We start from the raw sequence: 20,603 nt of genomic DNA, 5'->3' as shown, positions 1-20,603 counted from the left end.
TTATGTTGGCGAGGGTGCGTCAGTTTTCTCGGGCGCCGCGACGACGAGCACGTTTGCCGCGGCGAGCAGCGTGATGGCGATGGACCAGGCGAGGAGCCCGGACAGGGTGGGGCCTGCCAGCGAGGCGATGCCCGCGAGGCCCTGCTGCACCAGCGCGCACCACGACACGGCGATCGCGGCCCCGGTGGCGAGGTGGCTGACGGCGTGCGCGGCACTGTTGGGGAACAGCGTCGCCTGGCCGAAGGTCGTGGTGACGTACCCGGCGAGGAAGACCGGCAGCGCGATCGCCCGTGGCAGATCGAAGGCCCACACGACGGTGATGAGCACGCAGCCCGCGAGCATGATCGCGGCCCCCTGCCGCATCATGGTGTGCGCTCCCACCTGTCGCACGCGCTGTCGGACGTAGGTCGCGCCGCCGAGGTAGGCCGCACCGTAGAGGACGCCGAACAGGCCGAACACCCAGGGCGAGAGCGCGAACCGGTCGGTGAAGATGAACGCGGACTTCTGCTGGATCATCACGATGACGGCGAATCCGATGCCGCCCGCGACCGCGCTGACGGCGAAGACCCGGTCGGTAAAAAGGCGTCTAGCTGTGCCTTTGTCTCTCGGCCCCGGTTCGCGTCGGGGCAATGAGATGCGCAGGGCGAAGGCGACCGGCACCGCGGCGAGTACGGCCAGCACGACGAATCCGTATCGCCATCCGACCGTGGAGGTGACGATGCCACCGATCACCTGCCCGCCGCCGAGCGCGACGACGAACGCCATCGACAACAGCGCGAGCTGGCGGGCGAGCTCGGCGCCGGTGAACAGGTCCTTGATCATCATCCGGCCGACCACCGCGATACCGCCCGCGCCGATCGCCTGGACCACGCGCAGCCCGAGCAACTCCGGGGCGTTGGTGATCAGCGCGAGACCCGCGCTGGCGAGGACGAAACACAGCCCGGCCGCGACGAAGGCGGGCACCCGACCGAACCGCTCCGCCGCCCTGCCCCACGCGACGACCGGGAGCGCGGCGAACACCACGAACACGGCCACCGACAGCTGCAGGACGCTGTCACCGGCGCCGATGTCGGTGCCGAGCGCGGGCATGCTCGGCAGATAGATGGTTGTCGCCATTTGTGCGACCGCGACCGCGACACATGCCGTTGTGACAACTGCTCGGCGTGTTGCCGCGGAAGCCGGGATTTCGCCGGTTTCCGCTTGCACAGACAATGCACTCCCCTATGGCCGAGCGAATCACGCAGGATTCTGGATCCGAGTTCTAGGTATACGGCCAGGCGAAGCGGTCGAACACCGTTGCGATCGCGTTGATTTCAGTAGGAAAGGTAAATATTCGGTGGCGTATTCATGGCGGCACGGTGCGTCGCACGAGGATGCGAGGAAATTGCCTGAGCGCATCGGGGCGAACGAAGAGAGCGTTCGACACCTGGGGCGCGGCCTGTGTTCGTCGCGTGTGGCAGGGTGGAACCGTGAACCGATTGGCCGGTGCGACCTCGCCCTATCTGCGTCAACACGCCGACAACCCCGTCCATTGGCGGGAGTGGGATGCCGATGCCCTAGCCGAGGCGGCAGAGCGGAACGTGCCGATCCTGCTGTCGATCGGCTACGCGAGCTGCCACTGGTGCCATGTGATGGCACACGAGTCCTTCGAGGACACCGCGACGGCCGAGCAGATGAACGCCGATTTCGTCTGTGTGAAGGTGGATCGGGAGGAGCGTCCCGACCTGGACGCGGTGTACATGAATGCCACCGTGGCCATGACCGGGCAGGGCGGCTGGCCGATGACCTGCTTCCTCACCCCCGACGGCGCGCCGTTCTACTGCGGCACCTACTACCCCAAGCAGCCGCGCGGCGGGATGCCGTCGTTCACGCAGTTGCTCAGCGCGGTGGCCGAGACCTGGCTCAACCGGCGCGACGACGTGGACAAGGCCGCGCGTCAGGTGACCGATGCGCTCCAGTCACAGGCAGCGGGACTCCCCGACGCCGAATTCACCATCGTCGCTAAACTTCTCGACAAGGCTGTGCTCGAGATCGCCGCCGACGAGGACGCGACGCACGGCGGATTCGGTGGGGCCCCGAAGTTTCCGCCGTCGGCGCTGCTGGAAGGACTGCTGCGGCACTGGGAGCGCACCGGCGACCAGGCCGTGTTCGATCTGGTCGAGCGCACAGCCGAGGCGATGGCGCGTGGCGGGATCTACGACCAGTTGCGTGGTGGTTTCGCGCGCTACTCGGTCGATGCCGGGTGGCTGGTACCGCATTTCGAGAAGATGCTCTACGACAACGCCCTGCTGCTGCGCGCCTACGCCCACCTCTCGCGCCGCACGCCCTCGACCTCCTTGGAATCGTTGCCGCACAGAGTGACTCGTGAGACGGTCGAATTCCTGCTGGGTGATCTCGGGACCGCCGACGGCGGCTTCGCGTCGGCGCTCGATGCCGACACCCACCTCGAACCGGACGGTCCCGGCGTGGAGGGCGCCACCTACGTGTGGACGCCCGCCGAGCTGGTCGGCGAGCTCGGCCCGCTCGAAGGAATGTGGGCGGCCGACGCTCTCGGCGTCACCACCGCGGGCAATTTCGAACAGGGCACCTCGGTGCTCACCCGGCACAGCGACCCCGTCGACGCCGAGCAGTCGTCGCGTTTCGACCGACTGCGCGCCCAGCTGTTCGAGGTCCGCACCCGTCGCCCGCAGCCTGCCCGCGACGACAAAGTGGTCACCGCCTGGAACGGCATGGCTATCACCGCCCTCGCGGAATCCGGTGCGGCACTGGAGGAACCGTCGTGGATCGCCGCCGCCGTGCGGTGCGCCCGCTACCTGCTCGACGTCCATCTCGTCGGAGGCAGACTGCGCCGCGCCTCCCTCGACGGTGTCGCGGGCACCCCACCCGGTGTCCTCGAGGACTACGCCTGGTTCACCACGGGCCTGCTCGCCCTCTACCAGGCCACCGGCGAACCGGACTGGCTCGCCGCCGCACAACTGTTGCTGGACAACACGATCGACCACTTCGCCGACCCCGAACGTCCCGGCAGCTGGTTCGACACCGCCGACGACGCCGAAACCCTGGTAGCCCGCCCGCGTGACCCCGTCGACGGCGCCACCCCCTCCGGCGCTTCCGCCCTGGCCGAGGCCCTGCTCACCGCATCGGCGGTCGCCGACACCGAGCGCGCCGTCCGCTACCGCGAACTCGCCGACCAGACCCTCGCCCGTGGCGCGATCCTGCTGGCCCGCGCACCCCGGACCGCGGGCAACTGGCTGTCCGTCGCCGAAGCCTCGGTCCGCGGACCGTATCAGGTAGCCATCGCCGCGACCGAACAATCATCCGCCGCAATGGAACTCCTCGCCGCGGCCCGCGCTTCGGCCCCCGGCGGCACGATCATCCTCGCGGCCCCACCGAACACCGCCCCGCTCCTCACCGACCGGCCCCTGGTCGATGGCACCCCCGCTGCCTACGTCTGCCGAGGCTCGGTCTGCGACCTTCCGGTCACCGACCCCGCCGACCTGACAGCATCACTGCGGCGGTGAGCGGATCCGTGCATCGCTACACCTGATCGGCGGCCGATAGCTATCGACGGCTCGGAATCACTTACCCGGAGAGATGTCCGTCCAGGTCCGGGTTCGCCCAGGGATTCCGCGCAGGCGTAAGTCCTTGTAGCGCTTCCACTTGGACCGCTCGGTCGGGGTGGCGGCCTGCCACACCGAATCGCTCACCAGTACCCGCCGCGGCGCTTCCTTCGCGACGGCGGTGAGGCGGGCTGCCGCGTTGACGGCGTCGCCGATGACCGTGAACTCGAGGCGGGTGTCGGCGCCGACGTCGCCGGCGAACACCTGCCCACGGGCCACCCCGATGCCGACGTCGAGTTCGCCGGTGGCGACTACTTCGTCGCGGATGCGGCGGGCGGCGCGCAGGGCGGGGGTGGCGTTGTCCTGCAGGGCGGAAGGGGCGCCGAAGATGCACAGGGCAGCGTCGCCGGCGAATTTGTTCACCAGGCCGCCGTTGTCCTCGGTGGCCGCGACGACCGTGGCGAGCAGCCGGTTGAGCTTGTGGACGAAATCCTCCGGCGCCATTTCGGCGGACAGCTGGACCGAGCCGGTGACGTCGACGAACAGCGCCGAGACGATGCGCACGTCGCCGGTGAGGTCGGTGCTGCCCGACAGCGCGCGTTCGGCCACGGTGGAGCCGACGTGTCTGCCGAAGACGTCCTCGGTGTGCATCTGGTCGCGCAGGGTGGCGGCGAGTTCGTTGACGGAGTGTTCGAGTCGGCCGATCTCACTCGCGCTGCCGACCGGCACCCGCACATCGAGTTCGCCGCGGGTGATCCGGTCCAGCGCCCGGTACATCGTGCGCATCGGCGTCGCCACCGAGCGCGCGAGCAAGGCGGTGGCGAGGGTGCCGACACCGAGCGCGACGATCGAGAACAGCAAGGCGGCGCGCACCCGGTCCTCGGCGGAGGTGGTGGTATCGCTGAGGACCACGATGATGATCAGCCCCGGCAGCGCACTGGATACCGCCCAGGTGACGAGCACCCGCACCAGCACGGTCGAGCTGGGATGCACGGTCGGCCCGAGCACCGCGGCGATGATGGGCACCGCCGGTCGGATCAGGCGGTCCAGGATGAGATAGATCGCGCCCGCCGCTTCCAGCCCGCCGAGGGCGAATCCGGCCAGCAGCACGGTGATGTTGTGATAGTCGGTGAACCGGTCGACCAGCCACACGGTCAACACGACGCCCGGTGTCCACAGGATGATCGCGCGCACGGTGATCGCGGCGGGCAGCCGGATCAGGACTCGCGCTTCCTCCGGCGTCGGTTTGCGGTTGTCGTCGAGCCAGCGCATATATCGGCGCCGGTCGTAGAGGGCGATCCCGATCCCGACGGAGAAGGCGATGATCGGATAGATCAGGATCAGCGCCGCCGCGTCGCGCCAATCGTTGCCGAGGCGGCTGAACACCCCGCCCGCCCAGCTGACCACGAAGATGGCCGTGACCCCGACCATGTTGGCGGTAATGACCACCAGCGCCAGTCCCCAGTAGGACTGCAGCGCCCACCGGACCAGCCGGTTCACCGCACACGCCCTGACCCGGCGCCCGAGGACGCCCGGGCATCACGAGCTGCGCTGACGGGTGACACAGCTACCGAGCATAGAAGGCGCGCCGACCGAGGCAACGCGCACGCGCCGTTCAGCCGAGCACGACCAGCCAGATCGCGATGTAGTGACACAGTGCCGCGACCACCGTCGCCGCGTGGAAGAACTCGTGATGTCCGAAGTCGGGCCAGGGATTGGGCCACTTGGTCGCGTACAGAATCGCCCCCACGCTGTAGATCACACCGCCGACCGCGAGCAGCACCAACGGCGCGACCCCGACGTTGTGCAGCAACTCGGGAATCACGGGCACGATCGCCCACCCCAGCAACAGATACAGCGGCACCCCGACCCAGGCGGGCGCGGTGGGCCACAACAACTTCAGCGCGATCCCGGCGATGGCCCCCGCCCACACCACGACCAGCAGGATCTGCCCGGTCCGCCCGGGCAACCCGAGCAGCGCGAACGGCGTGTAGCTGCCCGCGATGAACAGAAAGATCATCGAGTGATCGGCCCGCTTCATCCGCACCCGGGTCCGCACGCTCGCCCAGGTGACCCGGTGATACACCGCGCTCACCCCGAACAGCGCGCACACCGAGATCCCGTACAGCAAGGTCGACCATCCCGCCGTCAACGACGTCAGGAACCCGAACACCACGAGCACGGTCACCGCGACAGCGGCAACGCCCACTGCCCAGGTGTGAATCCACCCCCGGAACCGCGGCTTGCTCACCGTGCCGATCCCAGTCAGAACTGCCTCCACGAAACCTCCAGGGCCAAAACCTACGGTACCGTAAGTTACGCTCCCAACCGTACGTCAAACCCCCACCTCGACACCACAAAACGTGCCCCCGACCACACAAAAGACGAACCCACTGATCTCGCGAGAACATGGGTAACTCCCCACCCACCCCAAAAGCCGACCCCGCACTCACCGCAGGCCCGGCACGAATCTCACCCCGCACTCACGACCGGCAAAATACTCGGGGAGGCGGGCAAGCGTAGGGTGCGGGCGTGGAGTTTCTTGGTCGGGTGCGTGGATTGCCGTACCGCATCTACGAAGCCAGGCTGTCACAGCAGCTGGCAGACAAGCAGCACCCTCGCCACGTCGCCGTGATGTGCGACGGCAATCGCCGCTGGGCGCGCGAGAACGGGTTCACCGATGTCAGCCACGGCCATCGTGTCGGCGCGCTGAAAATCGCCGAACTCGTCGGCTGGTGTTCCGACCAGGGCATCGAGATGGTCACCGTCTATCTGCTCTCGACCGAGAACCTGCGCCGCGATGCCGATGAGCTCGAGACCCTGTTCGAAGTGATCACCGATGTCGTCGAGGAACTGTCCGCCCCTGAGCAGAACTGGAGTGTGCGGATCGTCGGATCGCTCGAGGGCTTCCCCGAGCTGATCGCCAAGCGCCTGCGGGTAGCCGCCGAGCGGACGAGCGGGCGCGACGGCGTGCACGTGAACGTCGCGGTGGGGTACGGCGGACGCCAGGAGATCACCGACGCCGTGCGGTCGCTGATGCGGCAGGAGATCGCGTCGGGGGAGTCGGGAGAGGATCTGGTGCAGTCGATTACGGTCGACGCGATCGGTCAGCACCTCTACACTTCCGGTCAGCCCGACCCCGATCTGGTGATCAGAACATCTGGTGAGCAGCGACTTTCGGGTTTCCTGTTGTGGCAGAGCGCCTATTCGGAGATCTGGTTCACCGAGGCGTATTGGCCGGAGTTCCGGCGCGTCGACTTTTTGCGCGCACTAAGGGATTACGCCGCGCGGCACCGCCGTTTCGGCGTGTGATGTCGTAGCTGTCGCGTACTCTGCGGTCAGTGGAACCCGAACAGCCTTCTTACATCAGCTATGAGGAATTCGGCAGGCGTTTCCTGGAATACGCCGTTTCCGAGCAACGCATCGCCGACGCGTTCGGCCAACTCACCGGGGCCGCTTTCGATTTCGGGCCGATCGGGGTGGGGCCGGGGCGGCTGGCGAAGGTCACCGCACAGGTGGAGCTCGGGCAGCCACGCATCCTGCGTTTCGTCGACGCGTTCATCTCCTTCGAATTGACCATCCCGTTGCACGTGGATCTGGTTCTCGATCTGGCGGTGGACCGGTCGCGGTTCCGGGTCGACGGCACCGTGCATCTGCATCTCACCGCGCGCACCGCCGACCCGCTGCGGGTGGTCATCGATATCGCCGAGCCGCGTCCCGGTGATGTGCGGGTCAATGTCGCCAGCAGCTCCAAGCGCGGTGAGCTGCTGCGCGTGCTGGCCAGTGTCGACCACGAGATCCGCCGGTTCGTCGCCCGGTATGTCGCGCAGGAGATCCGCAAGCCCGAGATCGCGGCCGTCCGCAATATCGACGTGGCGACCAGGCTCGACGCGGCCTGGACGTTGTAGCGGAGTAAGCCCGATCCGCGACGTCCCCCGACTAGGCTGCTGCGCGAGACCGGGCCCGACGACACATTGCAGGGGTGTGAGCTGTGGGAATTGCGACGAAGGCGAGCGGATGGCGTGCGCGGATCGCGGTGCTCGGCGCCGTGTGCGGTGCCGCGATGGTCGTCGCGGGCTGCGGTGAGGTCGAGCAGCCCGCGCCGCCACGACTGACACCCGCCGAGGAGCAGGCCGCCAAGGGCCCCGTGTTCGCCTATCGCACCGACGCCGAGTTGGCGGTGGTGCGCGGCGCCGAAACCGTGCGGGCGCCGGGCAGTTTCGGTTATTCGTCGGCCGCGGTGACCTTCACCAGGGACGGGCAGTACGCGTTCGCGGTGGAGACGAGCAGCAAGACGCTGGTAGCGCTGGGTGTGCGGGACCGTTCGGTGACGCGCATACCGTGCGACTGCACCGACGCGGTGGGGTTGCGTGGTTCGGTGATCGGCTGGTGGCGGGAGCCCGGTGAGATCATGAGCATGGATCTGGCCGGTTCCGAGCCCGCCGCACCCGAACGTGAGGTCGTCCTGCCGGATTCGCCGAGTCCATTGACCGGTGGTAGCTGGGACGGCGCCGAGCTGGTGGCGGCCACCGACGAATTCGTCCTGTTGGCCAGGGTCGAATCGCGCGGACTCTGGTGGGAGAAGAGCCACCTCTATGCCATCGGCGCCGACGCCATCCTGCCGCTGGGTCGCGTCCCCGGCATCGACGCCGGACTCTCGGCCGCCGCCGGACCCGACGGGCACACCTTCGTGCTGGCCGGGGCGACGGCGCGCAGCGCGACCTGCGGCAGCGGCAACGTGGCCACCATCGATGTCGCGACCAACGGCGTCCGGTCGCTGCCCACGCTGCCGGGCGAGTGCTCCGCGGTGTACAGCCCGCGCTGGAGCGAAGACGGTTCGATCACGATCGCCACCCGCAAATGGGCCGATCTCGTCGGCGCGCCGAGCATGGTCGACCGGATGCAGTCGGCGGCGCAGGGATGGGCGCCGGTGGGGGAGTACCCGGTGGTCGACATGCTCCGGCGGGTGCCGGGGTCGGTGATCGAGGTGGTCGCCGGTGAACCCACCGATGCGCGCGGCACTCCGCACGGGGTGTTGGTTGTGCACAAGGGCGGTGTCCGTGAGGAATTGGCGAAGCAGGTCATCTCGCTCGGTGCGCCGCCGACCGCGAACGGCTGACCCCGTTCGCGATCGGTTCGCGGAATCTGTTGCCGCGCAGGCTGATCAGAGCTTGCGCAGGCGCAACCTGTTGATGGTGTGATCGGAGTCCTTGCGCAGCACCAGGGTCGCGCGCGGACGGGTGGGCAGGATGTTCTCCACCAGGTTGGGTCGGTTGGTGGAGTTCCAGATATCGCGCGCGGCCGCGGTGGCCTGCTCGTCGCTGAACGCCGCGTAGTGGTGGAAGTGCGCGTCGGGGTCGGCGAAACCGGTCTTGCGCAACGCGAGAAAGCGCTGCACATACCAGTTCTCGATGTCCTCGATGCGGGCGTCGACATAGATGGAGAAGTCGAACAGGTCCGACACCATCAGTCGTGGACCGGTCTGCAACACGTTCAGGCCCTCGACGATGAGGATGTCGGGCTGACGCACACAGTGCTTCTCGTGGGGCACGATGTCGTAGGACTTGTGCGAATACACCGGCGCGCACACCTCTTCGGCGCCCGACTTCACCTCGGTGACGAACCGCAGCAGCTTGCGCCGGTCGTAACTGTCCGGGAAACCCTTGCGGTGCATGATGCCGCGGCGGGTGAGTTCGGCGGTGGGATAAAGGAATCCGTCGGTGGTTACCAGGTCGACCCGCGGGTGGTGATCCCAGCGCGCCAGCAGCGCCTGCAGCACGCGCGCGGTGGTCGACTTGCCCACCGCGACACTGCCCGCGACACCGATCACGAACGGCACCTGCTTGTCGGGGTGTTTCTCGCCGAGGAAGGTGGCGGTGGCGGCGAACAACCGCTGCCGCGCCGCGACCTGGAGATGGATCAACCTGGCCAGCGGCAGGTAGACCTCGGCGACTTCCTCGAGGTCGATCTGCTCGCCCAGACCGCGTAGGCCGGTCAGTTCGTCCTCGGTCAGGACGAGGGGAGTCGATTTGCGCAGGGTGCGCCACTGGCTTCGATCGAACTCCACATAGGGGCTCGGTTCACTCATCCGTGCCACCTACCCGACCCTCCGTCCAGGCGCATCCGCACAGCTTGGCTGCCCGTCTGGTGAGATCCGGGATAACTCTGACCGCATAGCGAGATTGTGCTCCGTGCTCGCGGCTCGCGCGCAACAGGGGGTTTGGCTACCGGTCGGTAACTAGCGACAATGCCGAGGTAAGGCGCCATTTTCCGGGGGACCACGTAATGTCGGGCGGATGGGGTCACATCCACTTGTCACTGAATACCTGCGCCTCGGTTTGGCTTTCGATCGCCTCGAAGAGGGATTCGTCGACGCCTATACCGGCGATCCGCAGCTGCGTCGCGATGTCGAGAACGCCGCCGTCCCCGAACCCGCCGAGCTGGCCCGGCGCGCCGTCGACCTGCGGGCCGCCCTGCCCGATGCCGGGCTCTCGGCCCAGCGCACCGAATTCCTCGATGCCCACCTGGTGGCGATGGAGTGCTCGGCTCGCAAGTTCGCCGGTGAGCAGATCGGTTTCATCGACGAGGTCCGCGCCTATTTCGACGTCGACATCGCACCGGGTGATCCCGACGACTATCGCGAAGCGCACCGGCAGATGGACGAGGTGCTCGGCGGCGACGGTCCGCTCGCCGAACGGGCCGCCACCTACCGTCGCGGCGACGAGATCCCGCCGGAAAAGCTCGCTACCTGCGTCGAAGCGTTCTCCGGTGCGTTGCGCGAGCGGGTGCGCGACCGGTATCCGCTGCCCGACCACGAGCACGTGACCTACGAGGTCGTCGGCGACAAGCCCTGGTCCGGCTTCAACTACTACCTGGGCAATTTCGCCTCGACGGTGGCGATCAACTCCGACCTCAAACAGCACATGGGCAACCTCCCCGCGCTGATCGCGCACGAGGCCTACCCCGGCCATCACACCGAGCACTGCCGCAAGGAAGCCGGGCTGGTCGCGGCGGGCGAGGACGAGCAGACGCTGTTCCTGGTCAACACCCCGCAGTGCCTGATGGCCGAGGGCCTTGCCGACCTGGCCCTACAGTCGATCGTCGGACCCGGCTGGGGCGTGTGGGCCCAGGAGATCTACGCCGACCTCGGCCTTCGTTTCGACGGTGAACGGGCCGAACGCTTCTCGACCGCGTCGGCGAAACTGCTGAACGTGCGTCAGGACGCCGCGCTGCTGCTGCACGATCAGCATCGCAGCGAGGACGAGGTGGCGCTGTTCCTGCAGCGGTGGATCCTGGCGACGCCGGAACGGGCGCGGCAGTCGTTGCGGTTTCTCTCCTCGCCGCTGTGGCGGGCCTATATCAGCACCTATGTCGAGGGTTACCGGTTGCTCGGTGGCTGGCTCGACGGTGCGGTCGGCGCCCAGGATCGGGTCGAGCGGTTCGGGCGTCTGCTCGACGAGCCGCTGACACCGGGGGCGATCCGTCGGATGAGCGTCGCTGCTGGATGATCGCGCAACCGCCAGCGTCACCGGCAGGCGGTCATCTCTGTGTCATCGGTCACCGTCGCACGGATCGTTTCGCCGAGTCTGTCGTGTTCGACGGCTATCGAACCTGGTCAGGCGCGGTGTGACCCTGGTCTCCCGGGTGGCGGCTCGGACGGTGTTGCGGTATCCCCGTGCTCAGCGCGTACACGGTCGGCAATAGACTCGCATGCGTGACGCAGACGACCGCTTCGGTGAATACCCAGTCTCTCGGTGAGCTCGATCCCGAGTTGGCCGCCGCGATGGCGGGCGAGCTCGCCCGCGAACGCGACACCCTCGAGATGATCGCTTCGGAGAACTTCGTGCCGCGCGCGGTCCTGCAGGCGCAGGGCTCCGTCCTCACGAACAAGTACGCCGAGGGTTACCCGGGCCGCCGCTACTACGGTGGCTGCGAGGCCGTCGACGTGGTGGAGACCCTGGCTCGTGACCGTGCCAAGGAGCTGTTCGGCGCCGAGTTCGCCAATGTGCAGCCCCACTCGGGCGCGCAGGCCAACGCCGCGGTGCTGATGGCGCTGATGAACCCGGGCGAGACCCTGCTCGGCCTCGATCTCGCGCACGGCGGGCACCTCACCCACGGTATGCGCCTGAACTTCTCGGGCAAGCTCTACGACGTCCACTCCTACGGCGTGAGCAAGGAAGACCACCGCATCGACATGGACGAGGTGCGTGACATCGCACTCAAGGCCAAGCCGAAGGTGATCGTCGCCGGGTGGTCGGCCTACCCGCGTCACCAGGACTTCGCTCGCTTCCGCGAGATCGCCGACGAGGTCGGCGCCTACCTGTGGGTCGACATGGCCCACTTCGCCGGCCTGGTCGCCGCCGGTCTGCACCCCTCGCCGGTGCCCTACGCCGACGTCGTGTCCTCCACCGTGCACAAGACGCTCGGCGGCCCCCGCTCCGGCCTGATCCTGGCCAAGCAGGAGTTCGCCAAGAAACTCAACTCCGCGGTGTTCCCCGGCCAGCAGGGCGGCCCGCTCATGCACGTGATCGCCGCCAAGGCCGCCGCGTTCAAGATCGCCGCCACCGAGGAGTTCGCCGACCGTCAGGTCCGCACCCTGTCCGGTGCCCGCATCCTCGCCGAGCGTCTGACCGGCGCCGACGTCAAGGACAAGGGCGTCTCCGTCCTCACCGGCGGCACGGACGTGCACCTGGTCCTGGTCGACCTGCGCAACTCCGAGCTCGACGGTCAGCAGGCCGAGGACCTCCTCCACGAGGTCGGCATCACCGTCAACCGCAACGCGGTCCCCTTCGACCCGCGCCCCCCGATGGTCACCTCGGGCCTGCGCATCGGCACGGCCGCTCTGGCGACCCGTGGTTTCGGCGACACCGAGTTCACCGAGGTGGCCGACATCATCGCCGCCACCCTCGCGGGCTCCTCCGACACCGACACGCTGCGTGGTCGTGTTTCCAAGCTGGCCCAGAGCGTCCCGCTCTACCAGGGCCTCGAGGACTGGCGCCTGCTCGGCTGACACCGCCTCACACTCGCGCATCGCCCCGGTCGACCGAAACTCGGTCGACCGGGGCGATGCGCCGTTTCGTGGCAGGAGCATGTCGCGGTGACAGGGGTTGTGAAGTGTGATTGTCGGAACGCACAAAATTCTGAGGAAGTGCCTACGAGGGTAATGAAATACGGCATGGTCAGTCCGTATGAAATATCGACGTGAGCTTGCGCGTGAGGTCGGCGGGGAGGTGCATGCGTTCGAGTTGCTCACCGAGGCCGAGGCCAGGGAGCTGATCGAACTGTTCCGAGCCGCGCGGGCCAACGAGGTGCGGGCATTGCGCCGGGCCATCGACGCCGCGCTCATCGCGATGCCCGGTCCGCTGCGCAAGATCACCCGCAAGATCATCTTCGGCAGCTGAACCGATGATCGAGACCGAACTGGAAGCCCAGACTCAACTCGTCGTACTCGCGCGCACGCTGCAGGTGCCGCCGCAACACCTCGCGCCGCTGGCTCGTCTCGGCGCGGTGCACCTTTCGGCGATGCACCAGCAGATTCTGCGCGCGCTGCACGCCGAGCACGCGCCCACGTTCCGCCGGATCAGCCCGGTCGTGCCGATCTTTCCGGTCGGACTCGGCGTCGCGCTGTTCGAGCGGGTGGTGCCGCCGGTGCTGGCGGCCAGATTCCTCGGTGCGGTCGGCGTCAAACATCCCGTGAAGTGCGCGCAGGCGTTGTGCGCGGTCGACCCCGTCTACGCGGCAGACGGCGCGCCGTACCTCGACCCGAACGTCTTCGAACAGCTGATGCGATACGGCAGGCCGGAGCCGATCACCCTCATCATCAACGAGCTGCTGCGGCGTCGCGACTACGTGACGGCGGCGCGGTTCCTCTCGGTGGTGGACGAACCGCTGATCGCGGCACTGGAGCAGACCGTCCTCGATGACGCCGGGCTGATCTTCACCGCCGCCTACGCCTACCCCGCGCACACGCTGAGCCGGATCGTCCGACAATTGCTCGCGGGCCCGCGACAGCGGATACCGGGAATGCTCCAGACGGTGCTGGCCGGGCCGCCGACCCTGCATCACGCCATGCTCGCGTTGTTCTGCAAGGTTTCCCCCGATATCGCGGGCAGCCTCGGCGATATCTTCTTCGGCCGCGGCACCACCCACGAGGTCGGCCGATTCCTGCTCACCGCGGTCAACCGGAACGCGTCCACCCCCCTACTCACCGTGATCGGCAGACTCGAGCCGGTGGCGCTGTGGGCGCTGTCGACCAACCCCCAATTCGCCGACACCGATGTGCTCGGCGCGCTGGTCCGCTCGCTGGACGGCAAGGACGAAGCCGACCCGTGGCGCGGTCTGTTCGCACTGTCGGCCCGACTGAGCGAACCGGCCCGCCGCCACATCGCCGCGACCCTCGCCGAACTGGACGAGACCTCGGTAGCCGCCCTGCCCGCCCACGCGACCGACGCCACCTATTGGCCCGCCCTCCTGCAACTACTCGCCGAATCCGAACCGGCCGCTCAGGCCAGGGTCGCCGCGATCTGGTCGCGCCTTTCCCCCGAATGGCAAGCCGGCATCGAACGCCACATCCACGAGAACCGCTACGACACCCGTCTGAGCCGCATCACCGACGCCCTGACCACCGTCACCCCCGAAGAGGTCTTCTTCCGCCGTCGCCAACAGATCCGTCAACGAGGAGAAGACCACTTCGCTTCGTGGTGAGCTCAGCTCACCAGGGGACGCAGGGCGCGGCCGACCTGCTCGATGACGCCGGGTTCGTGGCCGTTGGCGATCAGGTTGACGATGAGACCGTCGACGCCGTGGTCGAGCACTCGGGTCTGGACCTGCTCGGCTACTTCGTCCGGGGTGCCTGCGAATTGGCGGTCGGCGACGGTGGCGCGGCGTTCGGCTTCGGTCATGGTGGACAGGTCAACCCCGAGGCGAGACAGCATGTCGGTCTGCGTCTTTCGGGCGCGGTCGCCGTCTTCGTCGACGATGGCGAGGGCGAGGAAGCTGGTTTCGAGGGTGGCGGGGTCGCGGCCCGCCTCGTCGCACCGCTGGTGCAGGGCGTCGAGTTTGCGTGGCAGCTCGGAGGCGTTGCAGATGATGTTGAGGTGGTCGGCGAAGCGAGCGGCCATGCCGAAGGTCTTCTTCTCGCCACCGCCGCCGAGCAGGATCGGCAGGTCGTCGCGGATGCGGGGCTCGTTCATCGCGTTCTCGGTGCGATACCACTTGCCGTCGAGGGTGGAGCGCTGTCCGCGCAGCATCGGCGTGATGATCTGCAACGCCTCGTCGAGTCGCTCGAATCGCTCGGTGAACGTGCCGAACTCGAACCCGTACTGCTGATGCTCGAGCTCGAACCACCCCGCCCCGATCCCGAGCACCGCCCGCCCGCCGCTCACCACATCGAGCGTGGTGACAGTCTTGGCCAGCAGCGCCGGATTCCGGTAGGTATTGCCGGTCACCAAGGCGGACAACTGAATTCGCTCGGTCGCGGTAGCCAATCCCGACAGCGCGGAGTAGGCCTCCAGCATCGGCTCCTGCGGCTCGCCGATCAGCGGCAACTGGTAGAAGTGATCCATCACGAACGCGGCGTCGAACCCCGCCCCCTCCGCCTCCCTGGCCTGCGCGATCACCGCGGGAAACAGCTCACGCACCGAAGCGGTATTGCTGAAGTTGGGCATCTGGTAACCGAGTCGAATGCTCATGTCCTCGACGATATGACTTGGAGTGCACTCCAAGTCAAGGGTTACACTCCGACCGTTTGCGGGTAGTCGATGAGGTCGATGTCGTTGGCGGCCTTGTCGCCGTATTTCATCATCAGGGTGAAGAAGCGGGAGCCGAGGAACCAGTTGCGGGCCTTGATACCGAGGGCCGTCTTCGGTGCGAGGAAGTGGCCCGCGTTGGTGTTGCCCGCGATTTTGGCGTAGCGCTTCATGATTCGGTCGTAGTTGGCGAAGGCGGCGACGTGATCGCCCGCGGTGGCGGCCAGTTCGCCCGCCAGCACGTACGCGCCGACGACGGCGAGGCCGGTTCCGAAGCCCGCCAGGGTGTTTCCGTAGGCGGCGTCGCCGACGAGGGCGACGCGGCCGCGGGTGTAGGCGCCGTTCAGGCGGACCTGGCTGATCGAATCGAGGTAGATGTCGTCGAAGTCGGCCAGGTCGGTGAGCATGCGGGGAGCGTGCCAGCCCATGTCGGCGAAGGTTTCTTCGATGATGCGGCGTTGGGCGGCGGCGTCGTCGCGGGGGTAGTGGAGTTCGGGAGCGGCGAACATGTACATCTGCTGTGCCTTCGGGCCGCCGTCGATGGCGAGTTTGCCCGGGGTGTTGTGGGCATAACCTGACGCTTTGTCACGGGGAGTGGCCGCGTCGCTCCAGCGGCTCGCGCCCGCCACGCAGTAGTGATAGCCCAGGTGTGTGACGTAGTCGGATTCGGGGCCGAACGCCAATTTCCTCACCCGAGAGTGGATTCCGTCGGCGCCGAGGACTAGGTCGAAGGTGCGCGGCTGGTTGTTCTCGAACCGCACCGCCACCCCGTCGCCGGTGTCGTGCAGGTCGGTGATGGTGTCGCCGAAGAGGTATTCGACGGAGTCGGCGGTGGTGTCGTACATGATCTCGGCCAGGTCGCCGCGCAGGATCTCGAGGTCGCCGCCGGTGAACTCGCCCGACATCACACCGAGCTCGCGCCCGTCGGCGTCGACGAGGATCAGGTCGGTGGTGCCGGTACGCCTGGCCCGGACCTCGTCGAGGATGCCCATCCGCTCGAGCACGGTGAGGTGGGTCCTGCCCTTGAAGTCCACCGCCTGCCCGCCCGCCCGGAGCGCGGGGGCGCGCTCGACGACGGTGACGGAAAAGCCGTATCGGTGCAGCCAGTAGGCAAGGGCGGGGCCGGCGACGCTGGCGCCGGAGATGAGAACGGTACGCACGGGGAGCTCCTAGGAATTTCTGTGTCCGATGGAATCTGTATCCGGTGGATGCAGATAAGAGTATGGTAGACACAGTTTCACGTCAAGATGATTTTCGAGAGGATGGACAGATGCCGCCGCCGACCACAGTCGAGCTGCTGTGGGGGACCACGCAGCGCCCCAAGCGCGGGCCCAAACCCGCGCTCACCCTCGACGGGATCGTCGCCGAGGCCATCGCGCTCGTCGATGCCGAAGGGCTGTCCGCGTTGTCGATGCAGCGCCTGGCCGAGCGCCTCGGCTTCACCAAGATGTCGCTGTACCGGTACGTGCCGGGCAAGGAGCAGCTCACCGCGCTGATGCTCGACGCGGCGATGGGCGAGCCGCCGAATACCGCGGGTGCGCAACAGAATTGGCGCACCGGACTGCGGGACTGGGGTGAGGCGATCTTCGCCCGCTACCTCGCGCACCCGTGGACGATCGAGCTCACCCTCGGCGTGCGCCCCTTCGGTCCGAACGAGATGGGGTGGACCGAAGCCGCGCTCATCGCGTTGGCGGGGACCGGCCTCACCGGCTCGGAAAAGCTGGACACGATCGTCTTGCTCAACGGTCACGCCCGCAATCTGGCCCAGCAGGTCGCCTCGGTGAGCGGCGACGGCGAACTACAGTTCACCGAGCAGTTCACCGCGATGATGACCGCCGCCGCGGGCCGCTATCCCGAGGTGAGCGCGGCCTTCGCCGAGGAAGCCGCCGCTCCGGCGGGCAGAGGCGGACCGAACGACGCGCTGCGGTTCGGCGTCGACCGCATCATCGCCGGACTCGCCGTCCTGATCGACCAGCGAAACTGAGCAGACCACTGGTCCCGCGGCGATCGGAGCCCTAGGCTCATCCCATGACCGACGAGCCGGAACTGCCGGAGCCCGCTGTCACCATCGTCCGCGAATTCTTCAACGCGCTCGAACTCAGCGCGGCCGACGAGGCGCTGGATCTGCTCGATCCCGAGATCGTCTGGAAGAACGCCTCGCTGCCCAGCGTGCGCGGCAAGAAGCGAGTCGCCGCGGTGTTGCGCGGTCTGGATCGTCCCAAGCTCGGGTTCTCCGCGGAGATCCACCACATCGCGGCCGACGGCGACATCGTGCTCACCGACCGCACCGACTACTTGCACTTCGGCCCGGTGCGGATCGGCTTCTGGGTGAGCGGCACCTTCGAGTTGCGCGACGGCCGAATCGTGCTGTGGGACGACCACTTCAGCAAGGGCAACGTCCTGCGCGGCACCGTCGTGGGCGTGGTGAACGCGATCCGCGGACGCTGACTACTGGTGCTTGCGCAGATACGCCAGGTAGGTCGGTCGCAGTACATCGGCTAGTTTGCCGTCGCCCGCGTGGAAGTAGTCGTCGATCATCGGCAGCACGTACTTGATGTCGGCCGAGCTCTCGCCCAGCTCGCCCGCCTCGGCCTGGGCCGCCGGGATCGACTTGAGTAGTTCCCACAGGAACTTCACATCACCGTGGTGCACGGCGGTCTTCACCGCGCGATCGTGCAGTTCTTTCGACGACAGCTTGTCCAGATCCTGCTCATCGGCCATGCCATCGACTCTAGCGCTCGGCGGCGCGGACGCGCCGGATCCGGCGCGACAGTGCCGGTTAACGACAAATTCACGGACACGTGTGTCGGTCCAGCAGCGCGGCTACGAATTCGGCGGTAGCGTCGGTGATGCGAGTCGCGTCGGTGTGATTCGTACGGGAGGTCCTGACCGTGACTGAGCTACTCAGTGCGAGAGGGCCGGCACCTGGCCCTCGGGGCGGTTGACTCAGCGTCAAACGCCCACAAGGACGGACCGGTCCAGCGAGATCGTTCGCGCGGGTGCCGTGCGAACACATAAGGAGCCCACCGTGACTGCTGCACGCTCCGTTTCCGCTTCCGCGAAGCACACGGCCTCGGCCTCGGCCTCGAGCAATTCGGCCTCGAAGAAAGGGGCTCGCCCCTCACGTTCCGGTCGCAAGACTTTTGTCGTCGACACCTCCGTACTCCTGTCGGATCCCTGGGCCGTCACCCGGTTCGGGGAACACAGTGTGGTCCTACCCCTGGTCGTGATCAGTGAGTTGGAGGCGAAACGGCACCACCACGAGCTCGGCTGGTTCGCCCGCGAAGCTTTGCGCATGCTCGATGACCTGCGTGTGCAGCACGGCAGGCTCGACCAGGCGCTGCCCATCGGCACCGACGGCGGCACCCTGCAGGTGGAGCTCAACCACACCGACTCGTCGGTGCTGCCCGCCGGGTTCCGTTCCGACACCAACGATTCCCGCATCCTGGCCTGCGCGCTGAACTTCTCGGCCGAGGGCGAAGACGTGGTGCTGGTGTCGAAGGACATCCCGCTGCGCGTCAAGGCCAGTGCGGTCGGCTTGTCGGCCGACGAGTACCACGCCCAGGACGTGGTGACCTCCGGCTGGAGCGGAATGGTGGAACTCGACGTCGCGGGCTCCCAGATCGATCAGCTCTACACCGATTCGGTGATCGACCTCGACGATGCGCGAGAACTGCCGTGCCACACCGGTGTTCGGTTGCTGGGCAGCAGCTCCAGCGCGCTGGGCCGGGTCACCGCCGACAAGCGGATCCAACTGGTCAGGGAGCGGGAGGCATTCGGGCTGCACGGGCGTTCGGCCGAACAGCGCATCGCACTCGATCTGCTGCTCGACGAGAGCATCGGGATCGTGTCGATGGGTGGGCGCGCCGGTACCGGTAAGTCGGCGCTGGCGTTGACCGCCGGGCTCGAGGCGGTACTGGAGCGCCGGACCCAGCGCAAGGTGGTCGTGTTCCGGCCGCTGTACGCGGTGGGTGGTCAGGAACTGGGCTACCTGCCGGGTTCGGAGAGCGAGAAGATGGGCCCGTGGGCACAGGCCGTCTTCGACACGCTCGACGGGCTGGCCAGCCGTGAGGTGCTCGAGGAGGTGCTCAGTCGCGACATGCTCGAAGTGCTGCCGCTGACCCACATTCGCGGTCGGTCGCTGCACGATTCGTTCGTGATCGTCGACGAGGCGCAGTCGCTCGAGCGCAATGTGCTGCTGACGGTGTTGAGCCGTCTCGGCACGGGTTCTCGGGTGGTGCTCACCCACGATGTCGCCCAGCGCGACAATCTGCGGGTGGGCAGGCACGACGGCGTGGCGGCGGTGATCGAAAAGCTCAAGGGTCATCCGCTTTTCGCGCACATCACGCTCACGCGCAGCGAGCGCTCGCCGATCGCGGCGCTGGTGACCGAGATGCTCGAGGAGTACGGGCCAAGCGCGTAATCGTCGGCAATCGGGCCGCGCCACGGTCCGAATCCGTTTGATTACCGCAAACGGTGGGTAATATCCGCTCCGACACCAATCCAGCAACGGCTCGGCGAACACTGTTCCGCCGGGCCGTTGCGGATGTCGGCCAGGCTCCAATCCGGGGGCACCCCCGGGGGGCCACTCGCGAGAGGATGGATATGAACCACTTCGCTCGACGTACTGTTGCCGGGAGCGCCGCGGTCTTGGCCGCGGCGGGTCTGCTGCTCGCTGCCGGCTGCAGCGACGACGACCAGGACAAGGCCAACGACGCCGTCGCCTCGGTGACCTCCGCCATCGGCGCCCCGGGGGCCAGCGCGACCACCGAGCCGGGCATGGGCGGCATGACCACCACCCCGGGTTCGGAAACCACCTCCGGTACCGAGACCACCTCCGGTGCGGCCACCACCAGTGGCGCGGCAGGCGAATCGACCACCATCTCCACCCCGAACGGTGACATCACCATTTCCGGCGAGGTCTACAAGAAGTACATGGCGGTCGGCGGCGCGACCAGCCCGCTCGGCGCACCGGAAGAAGCCCAGGAATCCGGCCCCGACGGCGGCGAGTACCAGGACTTCACCGGCGGCACCATCTACTGGAGCAAGGATTCCGGCGCCCACATCGTGTGGGGCGAGATTCGCGAGGCGTGGGAGGAGAACGGCGGCGCCAACGGCACGCTGGGCTACCCGACCAGCGACGAGAAGGACATCGCCGGCGGCAAGCAGAGCGACTTCACCGGCGGCACCATCACCTGGGTCAACGGTGAGATCACGGTGACGCCCAAGTAAGAGCGCTGTGTTCCGCCCCAGCGCGGGGGCCCGGTTCACCCCTTGGGTCCCCGCGCTTGCGCAC

The 20,603-nt window shown here is 67.5% G+C and carries 19 protein-coding genes; 12 read left to right on the top strand and 7 right to left on the bottom strand.

The features are described 5' to 3' along the window. Window positions 1-1,206 carry an MFS transporter gene (locus IBJ82_RS15455; RefSeq protein ID WP_370585365.1) on the bottom strand — a complete coding sequence of 402 codons (1,206 nt, stop codon included), beginning with the start codon at window positions 1,204-1,206 and terminating at the stop codon, window positions 1-3. A gap of 263 nt (window positions 1,207-1,469) precedes the next feature. On the opposite strand from IBJ82_RS15455, the gene IBJ82_RS15450 reads away from it, so the two are divergent. Then, a complete protein-coding gene (locus IBJ82_RS15450; protein ID WP_370585325.1) occupies window positions 1,470-3,521 on the top strand; it encodes a thioredoxin domain-containing protein in 2,052 nt (683 codons plus the stop codon). 57 nt (window positions 3,522-3,578) lie between these two features. Here the strand turns inward: IBJ82_RS15450 and IBJ82_RS15445 are convergent, their stop codons facing one another. Further along, window positions 3,579-5,060 carry an adenylate/guanylate cyclase domain-containing protein gene (locus tag IBJ82_RS15445; RefSeq protein WP_194826602.1) on the bottom strand — a complete coding sequence of 494 codons (1,482 nt, stop codon included), beginning with the start codon at window positions 5,058-5,060 and terminating at the stop codon, window positions 3,579-3,581. A gap of 115 nt (window positions 5,061-5,175) precedes the next feature. Then, complete coding sequence (locus IBJ82_RS15440; RefSeq protein WP_370585324.1) at window positions 5,176-5,811, bottom strand: hemolysin III family protein; 636 nt, start codon at window positions 5,809-5,811, stop codon at window positions 5,176-5,178. Between the two features lie 281 nt (window positions 5,812-6,092). Here IBJ82_RS15440 and IBJ82_RS15435 point away from each other — a divergent pair, with 281 nt between their 5' ends. The 3 genes from IBJ82_RS15435 (at window position 6,093) to IBJ82_RS15425 (ending at window position 8,679) form a co-directional block, all read left to right on the top strand. Then, entirely contained in the window at window positions 6,093-6,872 is a 780-nt protein-coding gene (locus tag IBJ82_RS15435; RefSeq protein WP_194826601.1) for an isoprenyl transferase, read from the top strand. 29 nt (window positions 6,873-6,901) lie between these two features. Next, window positions 6,902-7,468 carry a hypothetical protein gene (locus IBJ82_RS15430; protein WP_194826600.1) on the top strand — a complete coding sequence of 189 codons (567 nt, stop codon included), beginning with the start codon at window positions 6,902-6,904 and terminating at the stop codon, window positions 7,466-7,468. 83 nt (window positions 7,469-7,551) lie between these two features. Beyond that, entirely contained in the window at window positions 7,552-8,679 is a 1,128-nt protein-coding gene (locus IBJ82_RS15425; RefSeq protein WP_194826599.1) for a hypothetical protein, read from the top strand. Window positions 8,680-8,724: 45 nt separating this feature from the next. Here IBJ82_RS15425 and coaA read toward each other — a convergent pair whose 3' ends face one another. After that, window positions 8,725-9,657, bottom strand: a complete 933-nt coding sequence (gene coaA / locus IBJ82_RS15420; protein WP_194826598.1) for a type I pantothenate kinase — start codon at window positions 9,655-9,657, stop codon at window positions 8,725-8,727. 199 nt (window positions 9,658-9,856) lie between these two features. Between coaA and IBJ82_RS15415 the strand changes: the two genes are divergently transcribed. The 4 genes from IBJ82_RS15415 to IBJ82_RS15400 all read left to right on the top strand — a co-directional run bounded on the left by IBJ82_RS15415 (window position 9,857) and on the right by IBJ82_RS15400 (window position 14,264). Further along, window positions 9,857-11,068 (top strand): DUF885 domain-containing protein, encoded by a 1,212-nt coding sequence (locus tag IBJ82_RS15415; RefSeq protein ID WP_194826597.1) that lies wholly within the window; start codon window positions 9,857-9,859, stop codon window positions 11,066-11,068. Between the two features lie 206 nt (window positions 11,069-11,274). Beyond that, window positions 11,275-12,570 carry a serine hydroxymethyltransferase gene (gene glyA, locus IBJ82_RS15410; RefSeq protein ID WP_063005659.1) on the top strand — a complete coding sequence of 432 codons (1,296 nt, stop codon included), beginning with the start codon at window positions 11,275-11,277 and terminating at the stop codon, window positions 12,568-12,570. A gap of 178 nt (window positions 12,571-12,748) precedes the next feature. Then, a complete protein-coding gene (locus tag IBJ82_RS15405; RefSeq protein WP_194826596.1) occupies window positions 12,749-12,961 on the top strand; it encodes a hypothetical protein in 213 nt (70 codons plus the stop codon). Window positions 12,962-12,965: 4 nt separating this feature from the next. Further along, the gene (locus IBJ82_RS15400; RefSeq protein WP_194826595.1) at window positions 12,966-14,264 is read left to right on the top strand and encodes a hypothetical protein; all 1,299 of its coding nucleotides are present in this window, start codon (window positions 12,966-12,968) and stop codon (window positions 14,262-14,264) included. Window positions 14,265-14,266: 2 nt separating this feature from the next. Here the strand turns inward: IBJ82_RS15400 and IBJ82_RS15395 are convergent, their stop codons facing one another. Next, entirely contained in the window at window positions 14,267-15,250 is a 984-nt protein-coding gene (locus IBJ82_RS15395) for an LLM class F420-dependent oxidoreductase (RefSeq protein WP_194826594.1), read from the bottom strand. A gap of 41 nt (window positions 15,251-15,291) precedes the next feature. After that, the gene (locus IBJ82_RS15390; RefSeq protein WP_194826593.1) at window positions 15,292-16,467 is read right to left on the bottom strand and encodes an FAD-dependent monooxygenase; all 1,176 of its coding nucleotides are present in this window, start codon (window positions 16,465-16,467) and stop codon (window positions 15,292-15,294) included. A gap of 110 nt (window positions 16,468-16,577) precedes the next feature. On the opposite strand from IBJ82_RS15390, the gene IBJ82_RS15385 reads away from it, so the two are divergent. Both IBJ82_RS15385 and IBJ82_RS15380 read left to right on the top strand, forming a co-directional pair. Next, window positions 16,578-17,291, top strand: coding sequence for a TetR/AcrR family transcriptional regulator (locus IBJ82_RS15385; RefSeq protein WP_194826592.1), 714 nt, complete (start codon window positions 16,578-16,580; stop codon window positions 17,289-17,291). Between the two features lie 44 nt (window positions 17,292-17,335). Then, window positions 17,336-17,755 (top strand): limonene-1,2-epoxide hydrolase family protein, encoded by a 420-nt coding sequence (locus IBJ82_RS15380; RefSeq protein WP_194826591.1) that lies wholly within the window; start codon window positions 17,336-17,338, stop codon window positions 17,753-17,755. Here IBJ82_RS15380 and IBJ82_RS15375 read toward each other — a convergent pair whose 3' ends face one another. Further along, complete coding sequence (locus IBJ82_RS15375; RefSeq protein ID WP_194826590.1) at window positions 17,756-18,028, bottom strand: hypothetical protein; 273 nt, start codon at window positions 18,026-18,028, stop codon at window positions 17,756-17,758. A 307-nt stretch (window positions 18,029-18,335) separates the two neighbouring features. On the opposite strand from IBJ82_RS15375, the gene IBJ82_RS15370 reads away from it, so the two are divergent. Together IBJ82_RS15370 and IBJ82_RS15365 are read left to right on the top strand one after the other, a co-directional pair. Next, window positions 18,336-19,730 carry a PhoH family protein gene (locus IBJ82_RS15370; protein WP_194826589.1) on the top strand — a complete coding sequence of 465 codons (1,395 nt, stop codon included), beginning with the start codon at window positions 18,336-18,338 and terminating at the stop codon, window positions 19,728-19,730. A gap of 182 nt (window positions 19,731-19,912) precedes the next feature. Beyond that, window positions 19,913-20,539, top strand: a complete 627-nt coding sequence (locus IBJ82_RS15365; RefSeq protein ID WP_194826588.1) for an LGFP repeat-containing protein — start codon at window positions 19,913-19,915, stop codon at window positions 20,537-20,539. Window positions 20,540-20,603: the final 64 nt, after the last annotated feature.

The organism is Nocardia sp. XZ_19_231, from assembly GCF_015355705.1.
Lineage (GTDB): Bacteria > Actinomycetota > Actinomycetes > Mycobacteriales > Mycobacteriaceae > Nocardia > Nocardia salmonicida.
This window is presented reverse-complemented; position numbering and strand designations above follow the sequence as displayed.